General features: G+C 58.8%; 20 protein-coding genes and 1 pseudogene. 11 read left to right on the top strand and 10 right to left on the bottom strand.

The genetic code is table 11. The annotated features are described in order from the left end of the window. Nucleotides 1–5: 5 nt before the first annotated feature. Nucleotides 6–431: a hypothetical protein gene (locus M9920_14810; protein ID MCO5053550.1), complete on the top strand. Its 426-nt coding sequence runs from the start codon at nucleotides 6–8 to the stop codon at nucleotides 429–431. A 124-nt stretch (nucleotides 432–555) separates the two neighbouring features. On the opposite strand, the gene M9920_14805 is transcribed toward M9920_14810, so the two are convergent. From M9920_14805 to M9920_14785, 5 genes are all read right to left on the bottom strand, one after another. Further along, nucleotides 556–1,266: an ABC transporter ATP-binding protein gene (locus M9920_14805; GenBank protein MCO5053549.1), complete on the bottom strand. Its 711-nt coding sequence runs from the start codon at nucleotides 1,264–1,266 to the stop codon at nucleotides 556–558. Beyond that, nucleotides 1,263–2,474, bottom strand: a complete 1,212-nt coding sequence (locus M9920_14800; protein ID MCO5053548.1) for an ABC transporter permease — start codon at nucleotides 2,472–2,474, stop codon at nucleotides 1,263–1,265. The genes M9920_14805 and M9920_14800 overlap by 4 nt, the downstream gene beginning before the upstream one ends. After that, nucleotides 2,471–3,637: an efflux RND transporter periplasmic adaptor subunit gene (locus M9920_14795; GenBank protein ID MCO5053547.1), complete on the bottom strand. Its 1,167-nt coding sequence runs from the start codon at nucleotides 3,635–3,637 to the stop codon at nucleotides 2,471–2,473. Before M9920_14795 ends, M9920_14800 begins: the two co-directional genes overlap by 4 nt. Nucleotides 3,638–3,654: 17 nt before the next feature. Then, nucleotides 3,655–4,284: a DUF6448 family protein gene (locus tag M9920_14790; GenBank protein MCO5053546.1), complete on the bottom strand. Its 630-nt coding sequence runs from the start codon at nucleotides 4,282–4,284 to the stop codon at nucleotides 3,655–3,657. A 70-nt stretch (nucleotides 4,285–4,354) separates the two neighbouring features. After that, nucleotides 4,355–4,948: a TetR family transcriptional regulator gene (locus M9920_14785; protein MCO5053545.1), complete on the bottom strand. Its 594-nt coding sequence runs from the start codon at nucleotides 4,946–4,948 to the stop codon at nucleotides 4,355–4,357. A gap of 76 nt (nucleotides 4,949–5,024) precedes the next feature. Between M9920_14785 and M9920_14780 the strand changes: the two are divergent. The 3 genes and pseudogenes from M9920_14780 to M9920_14770 all read left to right on the top strand — a co-directional run bounded on the left by M9920_14780 (nucleotide 5,025) and on the right by M9920_14770 (nucleotide 7,318). Continuing rightward, nucleotides 5,025–5,156 (top strand): annotated as a pseudogene (locus M9920_14780) (phosphomethylpyrimidine synthase ThiC). Between the two features lie 296 nt (nucleotides 5,157–5,452). Next, on the top strand, nucleotides 5,453–6,226 hold the full coding sequence (locus M9920_14775; GenBank protein MCO5053544.1) for a DUF4141 domain-containing protein: 774 nt from the start codon (nucleotides 5,453–5,455) through the stop codon (nucleotides 6,224–6,226). 24 nt (nucleotides 6,227–6,250) lie between these two features. After that, nucleotides 6,251–7,318 carry a hypothetical protein gene (locus M9920_14770; GenBank protein ID MCO5053543.1) on the top strand — a complete coding sequence of 356 codons (1,068 nt, stop codon included), beginning with the start codon at nucleotides 6,251–6,253 and terminating at the stop codon, nucleotides 7,316–7,318. On the opposite strand, the gene M9920_14765 is transcribed toward M9920_14770, so the two are convergent. Continuing rightward, a complete protein-coding gene (locus M9920_14765; protein ID MCO5053542.1) occupies nucleotides 7,319–7,972 on the bottom strand; it encodes a hypothetical protein in 654 nt (217 codons plus the stop codon). 748 nt (nucleotides 7,973–8,720) lie between these two features. Between M9920_14765 and M9920_14760 the strand changes: the two genes are divergently transcribed. Further along, the gene (locus M9920_14760; protein MCO5053541.1) at nucleotides 8,721–9,266 is read left to right on the top strand and encodes a hypothetical protein; all 546 of its coding nucleotides are present in this window, start codon (nucleotides 8,721–8,723) and stop codon (nucleotides 9,264–9,266) included. 28 nt (nucleotides 9,267–9,294) lie between these two features. Here M9920_14760 and M9920_14755 read toward each other — a convergent pair whose 3' ends face one another. Then, nucleotides 9,295–10,545 (bottom strand): MFS transporter, encoded by a 1,251-nt coding sequence (locus M9920_14755; GenBank protein ID MCO5053540.1) that lies wholly within the window; start codon nucleotides 10,543–10,545, stop codon nucleotides 9,295–9,297. Further along, nucleotides 10,542–10,739 carry a ferredoxin domain-containing protein gene (locus M9920_14750; GenBank protein ID MCO5053539.1) on the bottom strand — a complete coding sequence of 66 codons (198 nt, stop codon included), beginning with the start codon at nucleotides 10,737–10,739 and terminating at the stop codon, nucleotides 10,542–10,544. Before M9920_14750 ends, M9920_14755 begins: the two co-directional genes overlap by 4 nt. Before the next feature lie 24 nt (nucleotides 10,740–10,763). On the opposite strand from M9920_14750, the gene M9920_14745 reads away from it, so the two are divergent. The 5 genes from M9920_14745 to M9920_14725 are packed head-to-tail and all read left to right on the top strand — an operon-like array spanning nucleotide 10,764 to nucleotide 14,399. After that, nucleotides 10,764–11,390 (top strand): DUF1080 domain-containing protein, encoded by a 627-nt coding sequence (locus M9920_14745; GenBank protein MCO5053538.1) that lies wholly within the window; start codon nucleotides 10,764–10,766, stop codon nucleotides 11,388–11,390. A gap of 37 nt (nucleotides 11,391–11,427) precedes the next feature. Then, complete coding sequence (locus M9920_14740) at nucleotides 11,428–12,315, top strand: DUF1259 domain-containing protein (protein MCO5053537.1); 888 nt, start codon at nucleotides 11,428–11,430, stop codon at nucleotides 12,313–12,315. A gap of 47 nt (nucleotides 12,316–12,362) precedes the next feature. Beyond that, complete coding sequence (locus tag M9920_14735) at nucleotides 12,363–12,725, top strand: hypothetical protein (GenBank protein MCO5053536.1); 363 nt, start codon at nucleotides 12,363–12,365, stop codon at nucleotides 12,723–12,725. Nucleotides 12,726–12,784: 59 nt separating this feature from the next. Continuing rightward, on the top strand, nucleotides 12,785–13,405 hold the full coding sequence (locus M9920_14730) for a DUF1080 domain-containing protein (GenBank protein MCO5053535.1): 621 nt from the start codon (nucleotides 12,785–12,787) through the stop codon (nucleotides 13,403–13,405). 10 nt (nucleotides 13,406–13,415) lie between these two features. Then, nucleotides 13,416–14,399, top strand: a complete 984-nt coding sequence (locus tag M9920_14725) for a YncE family protein (protein ID MCO5053534.1) — start codon at nucleotides 13,416–13,418, stop codon at nucleotides 14,397–14,399. Nucleotides 14,400–14,408: 9 nt separating this feature from the next. Here M9920_14725 and M9920_14720 read toward each other — a convergent pair whose 3' ends face one another. Both M9920_14720 and M9920_14715 read right to left on the bottom strand, forming a co-directional pair. Beyond that, a complete protein-coding gene (locus M9920_14720) occupies nucleotides 14,409–14,765 on the bottom strand; it encodes a hypothetical protein (protein ID MCO5053533.1) in 357 nt (118 codons plus the stop codon). After that, nucleotides 14,692–16,584 (bottom strand): AAA family ATPase, encoded by a 1,893-nt coding sequence (locus tag M9920_14715; protein MCO5053532.1) that lies wholly within the window; start codon nucleotides 16,582–16,584, stop codon nucleotides 14,692–14,694. The genes M9920_14720 and M9920_14715 overlap by 74 nt, the downstream gene beginning before the upstream one ends. Here M9920_14715 and M9920_14710 point away from each other — a divergent pair. Beyond that, entirely contained in the window at nucleotides 16,571–19,573 is a 3,003-nt protein-coding gene (locus M9920_14710) for a DEAD/DEAH box helicase family protein (GenBank protein ID MCO5053531.1), read from the top strand. The genes M9920_14715 and M9920_14710 overlap by 14 nt on opposite strands. Nucleotides 19,574–19,575: the final 2 nt, after the last annotated feature.

The raw sequence follows: 19,575 nt of genomic DNA, 5'->3' as shown, positions 1-19,575 counted from the left end.
CCGATATGAAAACGAAACTCATCACCAACGCATCCAGACTCATCCTGCTCGCCCTGGTCGCCGGCTTGATTGCCGGTTGCTCAGCGACACGCCCCATCAGCGACGTGGCCCTCGGAGCGGGCGGCGCATATCTCGGCCACGAACTCTCCGACGGTGATCCGCTCATCACCGCCGCTGGCGCGGCGGGTGGCGTCATCGTCAGCGAGACACTCCACTACGCTGCCAGGAAGCAGGCCGAGAAGGCTTATGCCACCGGCTACGACAAAGGGAAGAGTGACGCGGTCAAGCAGCAGTATTGGCTCTACGTCTCCATGCAGCGCCAGCGCAACCAGGTCGGCAGCGTCCGCCTTTACCCGGTGCAACTGCCCGAACAGCGCATTGACGGAGTGACATTTCAGCCTTCGACCAAGTTTCTTCGTATCGAGGAATAGTTCGACTGAGCATTCAATCTGAAGCGCCGATCGACACGCTCGGGCCGCTCACCACAGACATCGCGACCGGCAACGGCCTCAGCCTCGTGCGCGAGCAGAATGACCAGCGATTCCATCAGCTAGATCACTGGTGGTTGGCCGCCGGACGCAGCTCTCCGTCTTCCATCTCGTAGGTCCGATCGAACACGTCCAGCGAGCGATGGTCGTGCGTGACGACGATGACCGCCGAGCCGCGTTCGTGGGCGACTTTGCGGAACAATTCCATCACTTGCCGCCCGCGATGGCTGTCGAGGGCCGCTGTTGGCTCGTCGGCAAGAATCAGGCTGGGCTGGTTGGCGAGCGCGCGGGCCACGGCGACGCGTTGTTGTTGTCCGCCCGAAAGCGCGTCCGGCAAATTGTTCGCGCGGTCGGCCACGCCGAGATAGTCGAGTAATTCCATGGCGCGGCTTCGGGCGGGCCGGGGCGGCGTGTTGTTGATCTCCAAAGCCACTGCGACGTTCTCAACCGCGCTGAGAAACGGGATGAGATTTGCCTTCTGGAAGACGAACCCCAGATGCCGCCGCCGAAAGGCGCGCACATCCACCAGTGCTCGCGGACCGTCCATCACGGGTTCGCCTCCGAGAATGATGCGTCCGGAGGTGGGCGGATTGATCAGGCCGATGGCGGTGAGAAAGGTGGATTTGCCCGCTCCACTCGGGCCAAGCAAGGCGACGACCTCGCCACGGGCCAACCGGAGCGAAATATCCTTCATCGCGACGACCTCGGTGTTGCCCGAGCCGTAGATTTTCGTGAGGTCGAGAGCTTCGACAGCAGGCGAATGTGGAGCGGCGGTCATGACAACACTTTGTTTGGCTCAACCCGCATGGCCTTCCAAATGCCCAGCAGGCTGGCGAGCACGGAAATGAAGGCGACCACCACGGCCAGTCCCCATAGATCTTCCGGTGCGATCAATACCCGGCGCGGAAACCGGGGAAACACCCAGCCACCCACGGCCCACGCGATGCTGTAGCCCAGCGCGCCCAACAACAACGCCTGTTGCAGGATAAGCCCGGCAATCATCGCGTTGCGCGCGCCCATCAGTTTGAGCATCGCGATGTCGTGAATCTTGTCGAGCGTGAGCGTGTAGAGGATCAGCGCCATGATAATGGTGGAAATGATGACGAGCAGCGCGCGGAACAGGCCGATCTGCCGCCGAGCTTTGTCAATCATGCCATGCACGAGCAGTTGCTCCTGGCCATCGCGGGTGTGAACCGACACGTCTGGCCAGGCGGCGATGGTGGCCGCGACCTCGGCGGGATCGACACCGTCCGCCAGTCGCACAGTAATGGCGCTGACCATCGGCGGGCCGAGCGCGGGAATGCCGGAGGCCAGGCCCGCGCCGCGTTCGAGCAGCAGCGGTTGGACTTGTCCGATGTCTTGCCCGACGGCCCGTTGGACGCGCGCCGCGCGCTCCAGCCGGATTGCTTCGCCGGAGAGATCAAATTGAATCGCCAGTGCGTCCTGCGTGGTGAGGAAAGCGATGCCGTCCCCGCCGGACGAGACCATGCCTTTCGCGATCCCCACCACCGTGTAGGTGTCCTTGGCCAAGACCAGCTTTTCGCCTAACGCCAGCCCGAGGGTGGCATCGGCAATCATTTCATAGTGCGCCTGCCCCAAAGGCCGGCCGGCGGTCAGCGTCACCCATGCGCCGTTATCCTCTGGCCACGCCAGGCCGTGGACATTCATGCGCAACGGTTGTCCCCGGTGTTCGCGCTGGACGTTATGTGAAACAAAACTCCGCGCGCCGGCCACGCCCGGCACGGCGCGCAATCGATGTTCCAAATTGGCGGACACGCGGGAAATCTCGGCGAACGGCCCGCGCGTGCCGCGTTGCACCACCCACAAGTCCGCGCCGATGCGGTCCACCACCACCAGCGCGTCGTCAATCATGCCCCGGTAAATGCCGCTCATGCCCAGCACGGTCATCAGCAGCAGACCGATGCCCACAGCCGTCAGCGCGAAGCGCCCGAGGTTGTGGCGAATGTCCTTGGCGGCGAGGTTCATTTTGCCTTTACGCGCTGATCGGACTTGAGTGGTGACTGTTTGGGATCGGCTGGCACAACCACCTTTTCGCCGGCCAACAGACCTTGCGTGATTTCCACCGACTCGCGCCCGCGCAGGCCAAGCGCCACGTCATGCCACTCGGCCCTGCCGGAAGTTGCGGCGAACACGCCGGGTTTGGCCTGTCGCCATTGAAGAAAACGTTGTGGCAACGCGAGCACGTCGGACTTGCGCCCGGTTTCAATGAACACTTCGGCTCGCTGGCCAATGGTCCAATTCAGTGGAAGCTCCCGCACGCGCACGTCCACGAGGAATTCGCGCGTCTCGCGGTCGGTCTCGCGTCCGAGCCGCACGACTTTGCCTGGATAATTGCGTGCCGGTTCGGAGCGGAATACGACGCGGGCGTTCTGGCCGGTGGCCAGCGCCGTGGCTGCGGTTTCGTCCACCCATGCCGCCACCCAAAGTTCGTTGGTTGAGACGATCTGCAGCAGGGAACTTCCCGGCACGACCACCCCGCCGGCATCACGGTCGCGCCGGGTGATCAGGCCATCGTAGGGGCTGACAATCCGCGTGAAGCTGAAGCGCTCTGTTTGGTAGGCGAGGTTCTTATCCGCTGTGATCACCTGGTGTTCGGCCTCCACCGTGGCGGCGCGGGCACGCTTCAAGTCCGCTTCCGCGACGCGCAGTTGTTCGACCGCCTTGTCCAGTTCCGCCTGCGAACTAACCTGGGTCTCGAGCAACTGCGAGACGCGTTTATGCTCCTGCCTCCCCTGTTGTTCCACCGCCTGGGCGCGCGCTTCGTCCACCCGCACACGCTCAGCGGTTGCCTTGGCGCTGGCCAGGGAGGCGGCAGCGACTTCGACTTGCCGCTTCAGCTCGCCGTCATCCAGCCGCGCGAGCAGTTGCCCGGCTTTGACGAAATCGTTCTGGTCCACCAGCACCTCGGCCAATCGTTCCTGTAGGCGTGGGCTAATCGTGGTTTTGATCCGCGCTTCGAGCGTGCCCGTGCCCATGACTTCGCCGGTGACGACGCCCGGTTTCATCTCAAACATCTGCACGGGCACGGCCGCGAACTTCATCCGGTAAACCACGACGACCGCGATGAGAACGAGAACCAGCCACTTGGCTGACTTGCCAAGCGTGGCAGAGAAACCGGAAGCATTCATGGCGTGTTGTCTTGGTTTCAGTGGTTGTGCGCGGGCGGGGTCTTTGGCGGGTGACCGGCGGCTTCGGCGTGCCCGTGTGGCTGCGCTGACCGGGTCGCGGTCGTGTGCAGCGCCTCGACGTAGTGGACGAACTCAACGTAGGCGGCGACGAACTCGCGTCCGGCTTCAACGTTGTGCTCGGCGTGCTTCTTCTTCTCGGTCGCGTCAGCGAATCGCTGGCGGATGCCGGCGGCGGCTTCTTCGGTCACGGTCTTGATCAGTGCGTCGGCTTTGCCACTGTCCAGCGCCTGGTCGGCGGCTTCGACCGCCGGGTCGAGCTTCGTGCCGGCCGGCTTGAGTCCGGTGTAGGGCGCGCCCTCGCCTTCGCGATGCACGCGAACCAGCGTTTCGAAAAAGAACTGGTCAGCGAGGTCGCGCGCCTCTTTGCTTTGGGTGCGCACGGTGAGCGTCCGGTCAAAGGCGGTTATCAACTCCGCCTCGTGCTCGGATATTATCCACTTCAGCACGGGCCTGATGTCCTTCTTCTCCAGTGCGGTTTTGGCCGCGGCGACCACCGGTCCGTCCAGCGTGTCGCAATGGGCAAAGGCCGGGTCGGCGGCCAGCAGCCAGGCGGCAGACACGATTCCAAGGGCGAGGAGTCGGCTCATGTTAGTTTTCATTTTTCCTTTGTTGTCCTTTTCTTGTGTTTGGTTGCATGTCGATGCGAGGCCTTGCCGTTCAACCGACAGCCTCGACAAATAGTTTCCAGCCAGCCTCGGCATTCGCTCCAAGGTCGAACGCACCGTCGCTCATGGCCCAAAGAACCACCGACGGTTGGATCAGCCCAAGGAACAAGATGGACGCCGGTTCGGGATCGACTCCGGCGCGGATGCACCCCTCCCGCTGGCCCTCGCGAATGAGTTCCTCCACCTGCCGCAAGTAACCGCGAATGATGCCAAACATCCGGCGGCGATGCGCGGCGCGGCCATGAAGCAGCTCCTCGGAGAACACCACGCGCGGGATGGCGGAATTGCGGCGGACGAGTTCCACGTGGCGCACCAGCAATCCGTGAAGCCGGTCCAACGCGCTGCCGCTGTTCGACCGCGCGTGCGCAACGTTGGCTTCCATGCGGGCGGCAATCAGATTGAGCACTGTGTCCAACACGGCGTCCTTGCCCGGGTAATGCCGATAAAGGCCCGACGCCACCACGCCGACGGCCTTGGCGACGCGCGCGACATTCAAGCCGCGCAAGCCGTGTTGCTCCACGACGCCCAAAGCCGCCTGCGCGATCTGTTCCCGACGGATTTCGGTGTTGGTCTTTCTCGCTCTCATCCCGTTACGTATTGTGAATACACGTTCACAATATGGACTGGATCGGACGCGTGCGATTTGATCCAGGTCAAGAAATGCGGCGATGCTTGGCTGGTATGGCTGCGCGATGCTTAGCTACTTCACGTCCTGGGAAAACCACTGCCTACCGAACAAGAGAGACGTGGAGGACCGCATCATCGCCTACAACACTGCTGCGCACGCCGCCGATTCCCCAAAGGCCAACGTGGCGCGCAATACCGGGACTAGGTCGAGCAAGGCACGCATTATTAGTCGTGTGTTGAGTTGACCTGTTGGCTACCGGTTTCCCAATGCGCAGCCCTTGCTGGACCTTTTCGTGTCGGTCTCGGTTTCCGCCATACGGACTTCGCTGCACGTGGTGCAGGTGATACACCGCACCTTCCTTCCTCCGTGGTAAACCCTCTCTCGTGATTGGCGGCGTGTCGCCGCCGTCCAGCAAACGACAACGAAAGGCACACCATGAAGAGACTCATCGCACTCACCCTCGTGACGCTCGGCGTCACGGTATCGGCCCGCGCGCAATGGGTGGTCTTTGACCCCACCGCGCAGATGCAATCCATCATGAACACCGCGCAGGAAATCGCGCAATTCGTGAAGGTCATTCAAAACCAGGTCCAGCAGATCCAGACGCTCAACGACCAACTGAACGAGTTCAAGCACTACGAGAGCCTGTTCGGCGATCCCAAAGCCGTCCTTCTCACAACGGTTCAACCGCTGGTCACCGATTTGCGGAAGACTGAACTCGGCCAGACGCTCACGGCGCTCGAAGGGGCTGCGGATGCGGGCCAGGCCATGCTCTATGACGCCAACGGCCTGTTCAGCAGCATCGGCACGACGTTTACCACTCCGAACGGAGCAACCGTCACCCGCCGCGAATCGCCGTATCTGCCGGTCGCGGCCGTGCAGAAGACGACGGACAACTTTTTGTCTGTCACTACAGACGCCACCGCCAGGCGTGTTGCGCTGAAGGAGGAAATTGCCCGGACCACTACAGCGCTCAAGAACGCCACCACCGACGCGGAGGTGCAGAAGTTGACCGGCGTTCTCATCGGCCTGTCGTCAGCGCTCAACAACACGGACTACGAAATCAATCAGGCCACCGCGTCGGCGCTGGTTCAGGACGTGGCCAATCGCAACGAGGCGCAGCGCCAGATCGAGGCGAAGAAAGAGCAACAGCACGCCGAGTTCACCGAGGCGGTGCAGAAATACGGGCAGACCTTCCGCCTGGTGAATGCGCCCACCGCATTCCCAACCCAGTAACCGCCCCCTCAAATCGTCCCGACTATGGCAACCTTTGAACAACTCTTCCCGACGTTCCTGCAAAAGTGCGTCGAACTGCACGAATTGCTGCGCATCGTGGCGTTCATGTTGTTCATCGTCGGGACGATCCTTTTGGTCGTCCACGGCTTCAACGGAAAGACGCTCATCTTGCACATCGTGCGCTTGTTCGTGTTGACCGCCCTGCTGGTAATGCTGCCGCAATGGGGCAATCAGGCCCAACAACTCCTGCAAACCTCCATTCTCGACGGCTTGGGCGTTGATCCGTCGAACGTTCAAGACCAATACAATCAGTTGCTCATCATCAAGCGTGATACCGGGACTGACCGTTCTTGGTGGGATATTTTGAGCGACCTCAACAGTTTTACCGTTGAACTTCTCATCTCTGGCTTTCTCTGGCTCTTTGGTCAGTTCGCGTCGCTGCTGCTGTTCTGGGCCTACATCATTCAGAAGTTCATCCTGTTCACCGCCTACGCGCTCTCGCCCCTAATGATTGGCTTTATGGCCATTCGCCCGCTGCGGTCGATCGGCAGCCGCTACCTGATGCACATCGTTGGCGTGCTGCTCTGGCCGCTCGGCTGGGCCGTCGCGGCGCTCATCACCCAGGGCATTCTCGATTTCATGACCGACCCGGCTTTCAAATTCATTGACCCAACCGCCACGCTCTATTCCCTGCAAGCCACGTTTGGAGTGGCGGTCGTGGCCTTTTGGATCGTGTTCAGTACCATTTCTGCACCGGTCGTCATCCAGAAGGTTATCAGCTACGGCACGCTCGCAGGCGGCCAGCTCATTTCTGGTGCAGTCGGCAGTTTTCTCCAGACCGCTGCCACCACGGCGGGTGCGGCGGCCGTCGCCTCCACCACCGGGCTGCCCCTCGCCACCGTGGGTGCAACCGGCATGGCGGCGATCCTGAGCACGCTCTCGACTGCCGCCGGCCAGGGCAGCGCCGGCGCGATCATCATCGCTGGTTCTGGCCTTCCCCCTCGCTCCGCTCGCGGTCGCCCCGGCGATGACATCACTGGCGACCGCTCTGTTCGTGAACTCATCGCCAAGACCAAAGGCCACTACTACTGATTATGGAATGGTCCGGTTGGGCCAGTCAACGTCCTCGGCCTTGAGGTTGGCGATGTCCGTTTGCGAGCCGCCCAGATGCCAGCAGAGTTCGTAGAAGCTCTGTCGCTCGGGGTTCTTCTCTCGCTCAATGATCCGCTGATGTTCCTCCAGCGTGATGGCGCGCTTGGGTTGAAAGCGGACTTCCGGCCAGAGTCGCTTCGGAATGATCGGCCACGGCAGCCAGTTCATCGCGAGGCAGAAGTTGTGGAGCTTGCGCAAATGGACGTTGGTGCTGACCGTGCCAGCCTTGAGGCAGGCGAGCAGTTGCTCGGCTTGGGTTTCAAGGATGACCTTCCCGCGAATCAAGTCGAGCGCCGGCTCCTTTGCCGCCCGAACCCAGCGATCTTTGGTCGAACCCTCCTTGTTTTCAATGATCGCGTTCAGGGCGTCCTGCCAGGTCCGCGTGGAGACGCCGGAATCCGTCCCCGCCAGGTAGGCTTTGGCAATGTGGAGATTGAGTTGAGGCTGGCGAAACGATTCGTTGCGGGCGTTGAGCAGAGTGGTCGCTTCGGCGCGGTCTTTTGTTCCGAGGCTCTCCTGTTTGCCAGTTTCGGAATCGTGGGCGTAGAACATGCCGCCCTTCTTGCGGCGGTAGAGGCGAAATCGGTTTTTCATGGCTCGAATTTTTTGTTCGAGCCTGCCAAGCGAGGACGAAGGGCAGGTGTCTCAATGACACCAAACGCACGGCCAATTGCGTTTCAGCAAGTCGTGCCGGGGTGATCGCGGAGTTGTTGTTGAGTAATTCCGAGTCACAAATCTGCTGGCACTTTTGCTGGCACTTGAGGGCTGTGAGATTTGTAACTCCTTGTCCAAAAGTTGTTTGGAATTGGAGGCGGAGGTCGGAATCGAACAGATGCAGGGAGTTTTTCCGAAACTCACTACTCCGCGATTACCGCCCCACCACCAGAGGCGAACAGCCTCATAACTAACGAACGCCAATAGAATCAGGCGTTTTAGCACATCTGTCAAGCACTCGGCATCACGCACTCGATGCCAATCAACTACTCGCCAATTACTCATTTATCACCTGTTCACTGGCACTTTCACTGGCACTTCTTTTTGTAAAAAATGCCCTGTTTATCAGGGCTAAATGGCATTCGCCATCGGTGTTTGCTTGCCAACGCAGCGGGCATCCGCCGATGAGGTTATCCGCTGTGTTCATCCCGTCTGCACCCGCGCCTCTGGTTGCTCCGCGCAACCTCGCGCCAGCGGACGAAACATCCTTTCGTCCGCTGTCACTTCGTTGCTGATGCTCCGCTGCCCGGCGGCGCGGGCGCAGACGGGTGCGTTTCGTCAGGAGCGGGGCTGCTCTCCCGGTGCGGTGAAGAGAGCAGTCCCGCTCCTTCAGAACGAAACGCAAAACATGAACACAACGGAAAACCTCATCTCCACCGGATGCCCCGCAATCACTCCGCAACCCACGAACACCATCGTCAAGCCGATCAAATTCCCGTCTCAACCGCAGGAATGGAAAATCGTATCACTTCGGGAATGTCCTACACCCGACACCATGCAACAGTGCGAAACACCGGATCAGGCAGCCGCCTATTGGAAAACGCATATCGCGACACATCCTTACTTCAATTCTGAATGTGAATGTTTGGTGGTGTTCATCCTCAACACACGTCGGCGCATCAAGGGCCACTATCTGGTGTCCATTGGAACGATGGATACAATTCTCTGTCATCCCAGGGAGGTGTTCCGTTTAGCCATCATGGCGAGTGCCGCTGCAATCATCATCGCGCACAATCATCCGAGCGGTGAATCAACTCCTTCGGAAGCTGACATCAAAATCACCCGCGACCTCATCCGAGCCGGGCAACTTCTCAAAATCGAAGTCCTCGATCACATAGTCATCGGTAATCCCAACCACTCATCGCTTCGCTCCCTTGGCTATTTTTTCTCCTAGCCGGTAACGGCTTCCTGAAAAAAGGAGGCTACACTTTGACCGACTTTTGCAATTCTGGACCTATCCGCGTTACTTCATTCCTTCGGTAGATGAACCACCAAAACCAGATTGTGCCGAGCGCGCCGCAAACCGCCGCACCGAGGAAATTCGCTTGCGGGCTGATGTGCCACAGCCACGCGCCGAGAAATGAACCACTCGTTACGAAGCAATCGCGGATAAGATAATACGCGCCGTATGTCCGCGCGCGAAGTTCGGGCGTGGCCTCGCCGATGATGAGTGCCTTGCGCGCAGGTTCACCAAATTCCTTCAGCCCGCGCACGACGAACGCCAGTGCCAACCACGCGAAATTGTGCGCCCACAGCAGCGACAACGGAAACAGTGTGAAGAAAATGAACGTCGCCAGCACGAATGGACGGCGACCGTATTTGTCGGCGAGATGCGCGACAGGAATGTAGCAGAGCATTGCCGTGACCATTTCAAACGTGATGAGATAACCAAATTGTTGCGCCGTCACGCCGCCGGAATCCATCGCCCACAAAATCACGAACGCATACGGAATCCGTTCGCAGAAGCGGATGAGGATGTCGCTCACGAGAAGTTCGCGCAACGCAGGCGTGAAAGATTTGACGACGCCGAGGAATGAACCCCCCGCGTCAGGTGGAATGTAGCCCGGCGCTGCGGATTTTCCATGCGGCTCGAACATGAGCCATTGAAACGCCGCCGTCAACAGGCTCATCGCGATGCAGAGCGCGAGTGCGTAACGCACGCCGTCCGTCCAGCCGTAGCGCGTGAGCAACAAGCCGCCGATGAGCGGGCCGAGCATCATCGGCACACGACGAATCATGGATTGCACGCCGATGCCCATCGTGTGCTGATGTTTTTCAAGCGACGTGGCGACGACTGAAAATGTCGCGGGCAGTGATAAAGCGCTCCATGCCAGAAATAGAAACGAGCCGAGCAACAGCGCTAGCCAGTGTGGCCAGAGCAAAACCAGAATGTAGCCCGCCACGGAAATCACGCTGAACAACAACAGTGAACGGCGCTGTCCCCAATGGTCGGTGAGCCAGCCGCCAGGATAGGCGTAGATCGCGCCAAGGAAAGTTTGCAGCGCGTCGAACAAGCCGATAATGAGAATTCCGCCACCGAGCGTTTCGATGTATTTGGGTGCGAAGCCAAGCCAAAGTCTTTCGCCCGTGCCAGCCAGGACGAGGGCGACGAGCATCAGCGACGTATTCCGCCGCAGTGCGAGAAACTCCCCGATGTTGCGCCAACCGCTCACGCGGGGAACTTTATCTCCGGCATCTTCTTGTCGAAGAAAATGTTCTTGTGACTCACGCTCATGGACACAGCTACGGCAAGATCAGCTTGAATGACTTTCAAGTGTCTCGCGGCGGCGGCGATTCGCGTCTGGCAGCGCATATCAATGTTGTTGAGGCTCGCCGTCTTCGCCGCCGAACCGATGGCGATTCCCAAATCTAGCGCGCGAAGCTGGCCGAGATGCCGGGAGGAGGCAATCGCTTTGTCATCGCGGGCCGCTCATTGATCGCTCAACCTGGCAATGGCATCGGCCTGCTCTACTACACCGGGAAGCAATTCAATAACTTCACGCTGCGCCTCGATTTCTGCCTGCCGCATCCGCGCGGCGGTTTCAACGACAACTCCGGTGTCTTCGTTCGCTTCCGTGATCCGCGCAAGCCGGTGTTGCCTGGAACACCCGGACCGGACGTGCCCGGAAACCTCGCCACGGTCGCGGTGGATACCGGCTACGAAATCCAGATTGATGAAGAAGCGCGCGGCGACACGCGGAAGAACGAAGCTGACGGCTTGTTCTTCAACCGCACGGGGGCGATTTACAAAATCAAAACCCAGGGCACAGCGGTTGGCCAGCAGAACTACACGAACAATCAGCGTCTCGCTTCCGGCGTTTGGCACTCCTACGAGATCAAAGTGACCGACCGCACATACGAAGTGAAACTCAACGGCCAGCCCGCCACGGTTTTCACCGCTGCGGCAAGCGAGCAATTTCGCGGCAAGAAAAAGAGCGAAGACCCCGACTCCGGCTTCATCGGACTCCAGGTTCACACCGGCACGGTTGCGTTCGCGAATATCCGCGTCACCTCTTGAAAAAATCACGACCAAACCCTTTATCAAAACAGTCACCATGAAAAAAGCCATTCTGTTTGCACTTGCTGCCGTCAATTTGTGTTGTCACGGCGCAGGTCTCGACACCGCCAAAATCGAACAACTCACGGGTGTCAAAGGCACGCTCAACACCAACGAAGGAGTCTTCAAAGTCACTTCGCCGCGTAACGACGTAAAAATCGCCGTGGACGGTTGGACGATGCCGCCGTTTATGGGGCTGGCTTCATGGGCCGCGTTCACGGAACAAAAGACCGACGACGTGATGGTGATGGGCGACACGGTGCTGTTTCAGGACGAGGTGAATCCCGTGATGAGCGTCGCCTTGGACAACGGTCTTTCCGTCACCGCCCTGCACAACCATTTCTTTTATGACGAGCCGAAGGTTTATTTCATGCACATCAGCGGCATGGGCGAGGCAGACAAGCTCGCCGCCGCTGTTCGCAAAATGTGGGACAAGGTGAAGGAAATCCGCGCGGTGAATTCGCAGCCAGGGAAAAGCTTCGGCGGTGCGGCTATGCCCGCCACGAATTCCATTACCGGCAAAACCATCGAAGACCTGCTCGGCGTCAAGGGGCAGGCGAACAACGGCATGTTCAAAATCGTCATCGGACGCACAACGAAAATGCCGTGTGGCTGCGAAATGACCAAGGAAATGGGCGTGAACACCTGGGCGGCGTTTGCGGGCGCGGACGACAATGCGCTCGTGGATGGCGATTTCGCCGTGTTGGAAGACGAATTGCAGCAGGTGTTGAAATCGCTTCGCCATGACGGGATCAACATCGTGGCGATTCACAGTCACATGACGCACGAGAACCCGCGCATTCTCTTTCTGCATTATTGGGGCAGAGGCAAGACGGCCGATTTGGCGGCGGCGCTGAAAGCCGCGCTCGCCACGCAAAGCAAGTAACCAAAACAATTTCTTCGGGATGCCCGGAGATAAATGAAAGGAACAAAATGAAAATCATTCGTGTAGCGATAGCGGCTTTGCCGCTGTTTCTGTTGGGCGTCACTCCCACGTTCGCCGATCCGAAAGGCGACGCCATCACGGTCAAAGGCGAGGTTGTTGACTTATGGTGTTACCTCGAAGGCGGCGACCACGGTGCGGAGCACAAAAAATGCGGGACGGCGTGCGCCAAGGCGGGAAATCCCATCGGTCTGCTCACCGAAAAAGGCGAAATCTATGTGATGATGGGCATCAAAGACCATCAGCCGGGCAAGGATGTGTTGATTGATAAAATGGCCGAAACCGTCACGGTCGAGGGAACGCTCGTCAAAAAAGGCGGCACACAGGTCATCTACGTTTCCGCCGTAAAATGAAATCACGCAACCTCACCGGCAACATGCGAGCGAGCGGTTGCCGGTGAAACACTCTAACTATGAAAACTATCACTGCTATGATTATCGGAACGAGTGTTCTAGCCAATGCTGCGCTCGCACAGACCGTCAATTTCGACGACGCCAAAATCGGCGAAGCTCCAGCCGGTTGGACCGCGACCAAGACCGGCAGCGGCAACGCGAAGTGGACGGTTGAAAAGGACGACACCGCGCCGAGCAAACCAAACGTCCTCAAACAATCCGGCGAAGCGACTTACCCGGTTTGCATCAAGGATGACACGAGCCTCAAGGATGGCTTCGTCGAAGTGAAGTTTAAGCCCGTCAGCGGCAAGGAAGATCAGGCGGGCGGCGTCATCTGGCGCTGCGCGGATGCGGACAATTATTACATCGCCCGCGCCAACGCGCTCGAAGACAACGTGACCATTTACCACACGATCAAAGGCAAGCGCGTCTCGTTCAAAAACTCCGACACCAAGGTCGCGTCTGGCGTATGGCACACGTTGCGCGTGGATTTTGCGGGAAATAAATTCACCGTCACGTTTGACGGCAAGAAAGTTATCGAAGCCAGCGACGACAGCTTCAAGGACGCGGGCATGGTCGGCGTGTGGACAAAGGCCGATAGCGTGACGCTGTTCGATGATTTCACTTACGGCAGCAAATAGCTCTCAACCTATGCGGTCACTTGCTTTATCGCTGCTCTGTTCCGTCGCCCTCTACGCTGGGGCGCAGGAATCCAACACGCTCAAACTCATCAAGACCATTCCGCTACCCGGTGTCAAAGGACGGTTCGACCATTTTGCCATAGATGCAAAGAATCACCGTCTCTTTGTCGCTGCACTTGGAAACGACACCCTTGAAGTGCTCGACGTGGCAGCGGGCAAGCGGGTCAAGAGCATCAACGGTCTTCACATGCCGACAGGCGTGGTCTTTCTGCCGGAAGCGAACCAAATCGGCGTCGCCAACGGAAACGACGGCACGTTCAAATTGTTCGACGGCGTTTCCTACGAGTTGGCGAAAAGCATCGGCTCACTGGACGACGCCGACAACGCACGCTTCGATGCCAAAACGAAATTGATCTACAACGGCTATGGCGACGGCGCACTCGCCATCATTGATTCCGCGACGATGAAACAAACCGGCAACATAAAGCTCGGGGGACACCCGGAATCATTTCAATTGGAGAAGAACGGAAACCGCATCTTCGTGAACGTGCCTGACGCAAAACAAATCGCCGTTATTGACCGCGAGAAGCAAACCGTCACCACGACATGGCCGATGAAGGAGTTCCAAGCCAACTTTCCGATGGCGCTGGATGAAGCGAATCACCGCCTGTTCGTCGGTTGCCGCAAACCGGCACGGTTGGTTGTCTTCGATACCACGACCGGTAAACCCGTGACCAACTTTGCGATTTCCGGCGACACCGATGACGTGTTTTATGATGCCGCGCTTAAACGCCTTTATGTCTCCTGTGGCGAAGGTTTCGTAGATGTCGTTGACCAGCGCGATGCGGATCATTACCAGTTGCGTGAACGAATTCCCACCCGCACCGGCGCGCGGACTTCCTTTTTCTCCGCCGAATTGAATGAGTTTTTCCTCGCTGTCCCGCAGCACGGACAACAAGACGCGGAAATCCGCGTGTTCCGGCCCTCGAAATAAGCCGACCGATCAGGATTTGACCTGTTCATGTTGCTTGCCAGCCGCATTTGCCTCCGTAACGGTGATGTCGTGAATCACTGGCTGGCCTTCCGCGATGAGTTTTCGTTCACTGCTCGACAAAACGGCGAGGAATGACAATTCCATTCGCTGCATCGTTGTCTCGATTCGGCGCAAGGCGTTGCCGCGAATCGAAACCTCGTGCGTGGCAAAGACCAAACGGAGGTGTTGCTGCTTCCCTTCGGTTTTGAGTTCGGCGAAGGCGAATTGATCAAACGGCAGCAGCAGACTCCGTTCAGCCGACAGTTCGATTTTGACGCCGTGAGCGTTCGGGTCGCTCGACCAACATTCGGGTGTTTTTGTGTTCATGCTTTTGCGTGGGTTGATGGTGATGACGACGCGCCAGTTTCAACCGGCAAAAAGTGTCGGCGGCGCGTCGTCCAAATCGGAGGAGATGGACGTGCAAGCGATCCCAAAGGCGGACGCCACGGCGCGGGACAAGACCGGCCACCAACTCCATCGCCAGCGGCCTGTGGCCGGAGCGCGTCACATTCTCGCGCAATTGCTCTTTGTCCGGCGTGAAGATTCGGATGCCACGCCGCCCGCGCGAAATGGTCACATACCATTGCTGCGCGTTCGTCGCGGCCTTGACGGTCGAGTCGGAGAACAGGACGTAATCCACCGTCTTGCCTTGCGAGCCGTAGGACGTGACGGCGTAGCCCGGCAGAAACTCGCGGAAAGTTTTGTCCAGGACGCGGCCATCGGTGAGTTCAACTGCGCCATCGGGACGAACCAACTTCACGGTGACAAGTTCGCCATTCGTGACGCGACCACCTGAAGCCAGCTTGCGATTCGCTTTGAGATGAAGCCGGTCGCCTTGTGCAACCGAGATTTCACGCGGGAGATAAACCGTAACGTGATCCAGGACTTTGTTTGAAACGGTGATGAATCTTCCGCCAACTTCGACGAGCACGCTCGATTTCAAAATGCCCGCCAGCTTTCCTTTCGCACCCGGTTCAGCTTCGCGCACTTTCTGATTGAAGACGACGACGGCATCAGGCGGGTAAAACCGTTCGTCGCGTTTCTGCGCGTTCGTCAAGTCGAGCTTGTCCAGCACTTGAACGATCGTGTCGTTTGCGCCGAGCAATCCTTTGTCTTTGAGTGCATCGCGGACGCGCGTGTTGACGCGATGCACTTCACTCCATGTTTGCGAGACGACCACCGCCGAAGCCTCTTGTTCCGCGAGCCGGAGATATTCTTTCGCCAGCTTGTCAGCTTGATCTCCCAAGCCGCACGCCACCACCGCACCCATCTTGTCGAGGCGTTCAAACGATTCGCTCAACTTGCCCGCCGCCGCTGATTCGACTGCGTTCCGATAATCCTTGATGCGTATGCGCTCATCGGCGTCTTTGCCAAGCGCCGGGTCTTGCCGCCGAATCTTGTGCAACTCGACTGGCCTGACGCCGGAGTGCCGCTCGATTGCCAGCAATGCGTCCGAAGCCTCAACAGCTCCGTGCTGCCGCGTGTCGCCCGACAGAATCAGCCGGGCATTCCGCTCGCGGACCAGCCGCATCAATTCGAGCATTTGCCGCCCGCCGATTTGCCCCGCTTCGTCCACGACAACGACCGCGCGTTCAGCCAGTTCGCGCTTGAGGATAAAATTCGCGACCGTAGAGGGTGACGGAAATCCTGCCTTCTCCATTTCCACGACTTGCTGACGCTGCGGGGCGAGAACAACCACACGCCGACCAGACTCCCGAAGTTGTTCGACCAGCTCGTGCAGGACAAAACTTTTGCCCGTGCCCGCGCCGCCGCGAAACACAGACACGGTGTTAATGGAGGAGAGCAAAGCATCGAGTGCCTCTCGTTGTTCGTCGTCGAGTTTGGGATCTGCCGGACGCGGATTCGCAACCAGCGGCCAGGCATCACCCACGCCTTCTTTCGCGGTCTGAACGATTTCCCATTCGCGGAGCAGAACTTCGCGCAAAGTGACCGCGCCGGGACGTTCCTCATCCCGTATGTAACCGCGCTTCCCTGTGAACTCTTTGAGTTCGGAAACTGAAAAACCTTCGCCGCGCGCCCGCCCCAACGCTTCCTGCCACACCTGACATTCGAGCACGACCGAATTGCGGTCGAACAAGTGCTCCTCCGCCCATTGGACGGCCTCGCTTGCGGTGACGGACTTCATTTCAGCCGACCTCGCGGCCACGGAAATTGATGTTCGCCTTGGCGCGTCCTGGCTGCCGCCAGGGGACGTGCAGGATTTCACGAATGGATTGCTCCACATTCCGTCCGGTGTGGAAATCGGCCACATCCACGCACTCGGCACTTGGCATATCAGCGCGAATTGGGAAGCGAAAGGCGCGACTGCAAACACGACAGATTGGGGAACTGACCGTTATACCGCGCTCGAATTGATTGAAGACGCGCTCAATCTGAAAACGCCTACGGTCTATGACATGGTGGATAAAAAGCCTGTCGTGAACGCGCAGTCAACCGAGGCCGCGCGCGAAAAGCAGGAACGCATCAAAGAACAATTCAAGGAATGGGTCTGGTCGGATGACTCGCGCCGCGAACGGCTTTGCCGCCTCTACAACGACACGTTCAATCACACGCGCGTTCGCACCTTCAACGGCGATCACCTGACGTTGCCGGGCGCAAGCGGAGCGATTCAACTTCACTCGCACCAAAAGGCCGGTGTCTGGCGGATTCTGCAAACGCCGAACACATTGCTCGCCCACGTCGTCGGCGCAGGCAAGACCTACACGATGGTTGCCGCTGCGATGGAATCGCGGCGGCTTGGTCTTTCTGGCAAGCCAATGTTTGTCGTCCCCAATCACATGCTCGGGCAGTTTTCTACCGAGTTGCTGACGTTGTATCCGGGCGCGAATATCCTGGCCGCAGGCAAGGAGGATTTCGAGTCGCACAAACGCAAGAAACTGTTCAGCCGCATCGCGACTGGCAATTGGGATGCCGTCATTGTCACGCACTCCGGTTTTGAACGCATCCCACTTTCACGCGAAACGCAGGAGCGGTTTTTTAAGGAGCAGCTTCACGAACTGGAAATGATCCGCCGGGAACACGCCGACAGTTCTAATCGCCGGTTGGTGAAGGAACTGGAAAAAGCGAAGAAGCGGCTTGAAGCCAAACTTCAAACGCTGGCTGCCGAACACAAAAAGGACAACACGCTGACGTTTGAAGAACTTGGCGTGGACCGGCTGCTCGTGGACGAGGCCCACTACTTCAAAAATCTGTTCTACGTTTCCAAGATGACACGCATCGCGGGGCTTCCGCAGACCGCGAGCGAGCGGGCGTTCGATATGTATTTGAAGGTGCGCCACGTCCAGTCGTTGAACGGCGGGGGCGGCGTTGTGTTCGCCACCGGGACGCCCATCGCCAACAGCATGGCCGAAATGTTCACGATGCAGCGTTATCTCCAGCACGACGCGCTGAAGAAACATAATCTGCATCACTTCGATTCGTGGGCGGCCACTTTCGGCGAGCCGGTGACGGCGATGGAGCTTTCGCCGGACGGCGCGGGCTACCGTCTGAACACGCGCTTTGCGCGTTTCATCAATGTGCCGGAGCTGATGCAGATGTTCCGCCAGTCCGCCGACGTGCAAACCGCTGCAATGCTTAATTTGCCCCGGCCAAAGCTTGATGGCGAAAGGCCAACCATCCGAAATGCGCCAGCAACGCCAGAGTTGAAGGCATTTGTTCAGGAACTTGCCAAGCGCGCGGAGCGCCTGAAAGCCAATCGTGTTGATCCAAGCGTGGACAACATGCTGAAGATTACGTCCGAGGGCAGGAAGGCTGCTTTGGATCTGCGGCTGATGAAGCCAGCCGCGAAGGACGATCCACAGGGCAAAGTCAATCAGGCGGTCGAAAACATTTTCCTCATCTGGCAGGAGTCGAAGCCGGAGCGTTCCGCGCAGCTCGTCTTTTGCGATCTCTCGACGCCGAAGGACAAGGGCTTTTCGGTTTATCGTGACGCGGCGGACAAGCTGGAGAAGCTTGGCGTGCCGAGTGCGGAAATCGCCTTTATTCAAGACTATGACTCCGATGCTGCGAAGTTGTCTCTATTCCGGGACGTTCGGGCGGGCAAGGTGCGTGTCCTTTTCGGCAGCACACAGAAAATGGGTTCGGGAACGAATGTTCAGGAACGCCTCATCGCTTTGCACCATTTCGATGCGCCGTGGCGACCGGCAGACGTGGAGCAGCGCGAGGGACGGATTCTACGGCAGGGAAACAAGAATTCCGTCATCCAGATTTTCCGCTACGTCACGGAGGGGAGCTTTGACGCCTATATGTGGCAGACACTGGAGACGAAGGCGAAGTTCATCGCGCAGGTGATGAGCGGCGACATGACGATCCGCCGCCTTGAAGATTTGGACTCGGCCGCACTGACCTACGCCGAGGTGAAGGCCATTGCTTCCGGTAATCCGCTCGTGATTGAAAAGGCCCAGGTGGACGCGGAATTGATCCGTCTCACGCGGCTGCGTTCCGCCCATGCCGAGGAACAATACCGCATCCGCTCCAATCTCCGTCGCTCGCACGAGGACGCCGAGGCGTTCGCGGGACGGCTCACCAACTTGCGTCAGGACATCGCTCTCCGGCAGGACACGTCGGGCGACAAGTTCAGCATCGAACTCGACGGGCAAGTTCTCGACAACCGGGGGATTGCCGGAGAATTGATTGTTCGTCGTGCCGAGAAGATCAAAAACCGATTCGGCGATGACGTGCGGGTTGGACGCTTTGCGGGTTTCGATTTGTTCCTGCGTCCCACCTTCAACAACAACGTCGAAATGATTGTGCGCGGAAAGAACAGTTATGCCGCACGAGTGACAGACACGGCGCAGGGCACAATTCGTTCACTCGAAGCAAACGTCCAAGGCTTTGAGGAGCGCGCATCCAAACTCGAATACGACATCGCCGACGCCACGAAGCGGGCAAAAGAGCTGGAAACCAAAGTTGGCGCACACTTCGAGCGCGAGGAGCGCTACCAAGAGTTGACCCGCCGCCAAAGTGAGATCGAAGAAAAGCTCGATCTCACCAAGAACCAAGCGCCGAGCCAGGTTGATGCGGATGCTCCCGAGGCGACCGAACAGAAGACTTCCGAGAAACAAACCCAAGCCCATTCGCCCCGGCCCAAGCGCCGCGCGGCAGTCCGCGTATGAAT

The sequence above is a fragment of the Verrucomicrobiia bacterium genome (genome assembly GCA_023953615.1).
GTDB lineage: Bacteria > Verrucomicrobiota > Verrucomicrobiia > Limisphaerales > JADLHS01 > JADLHS01.
This window is presented reverse-complemented; position numbering and strand designations above follow the sequence as displayed.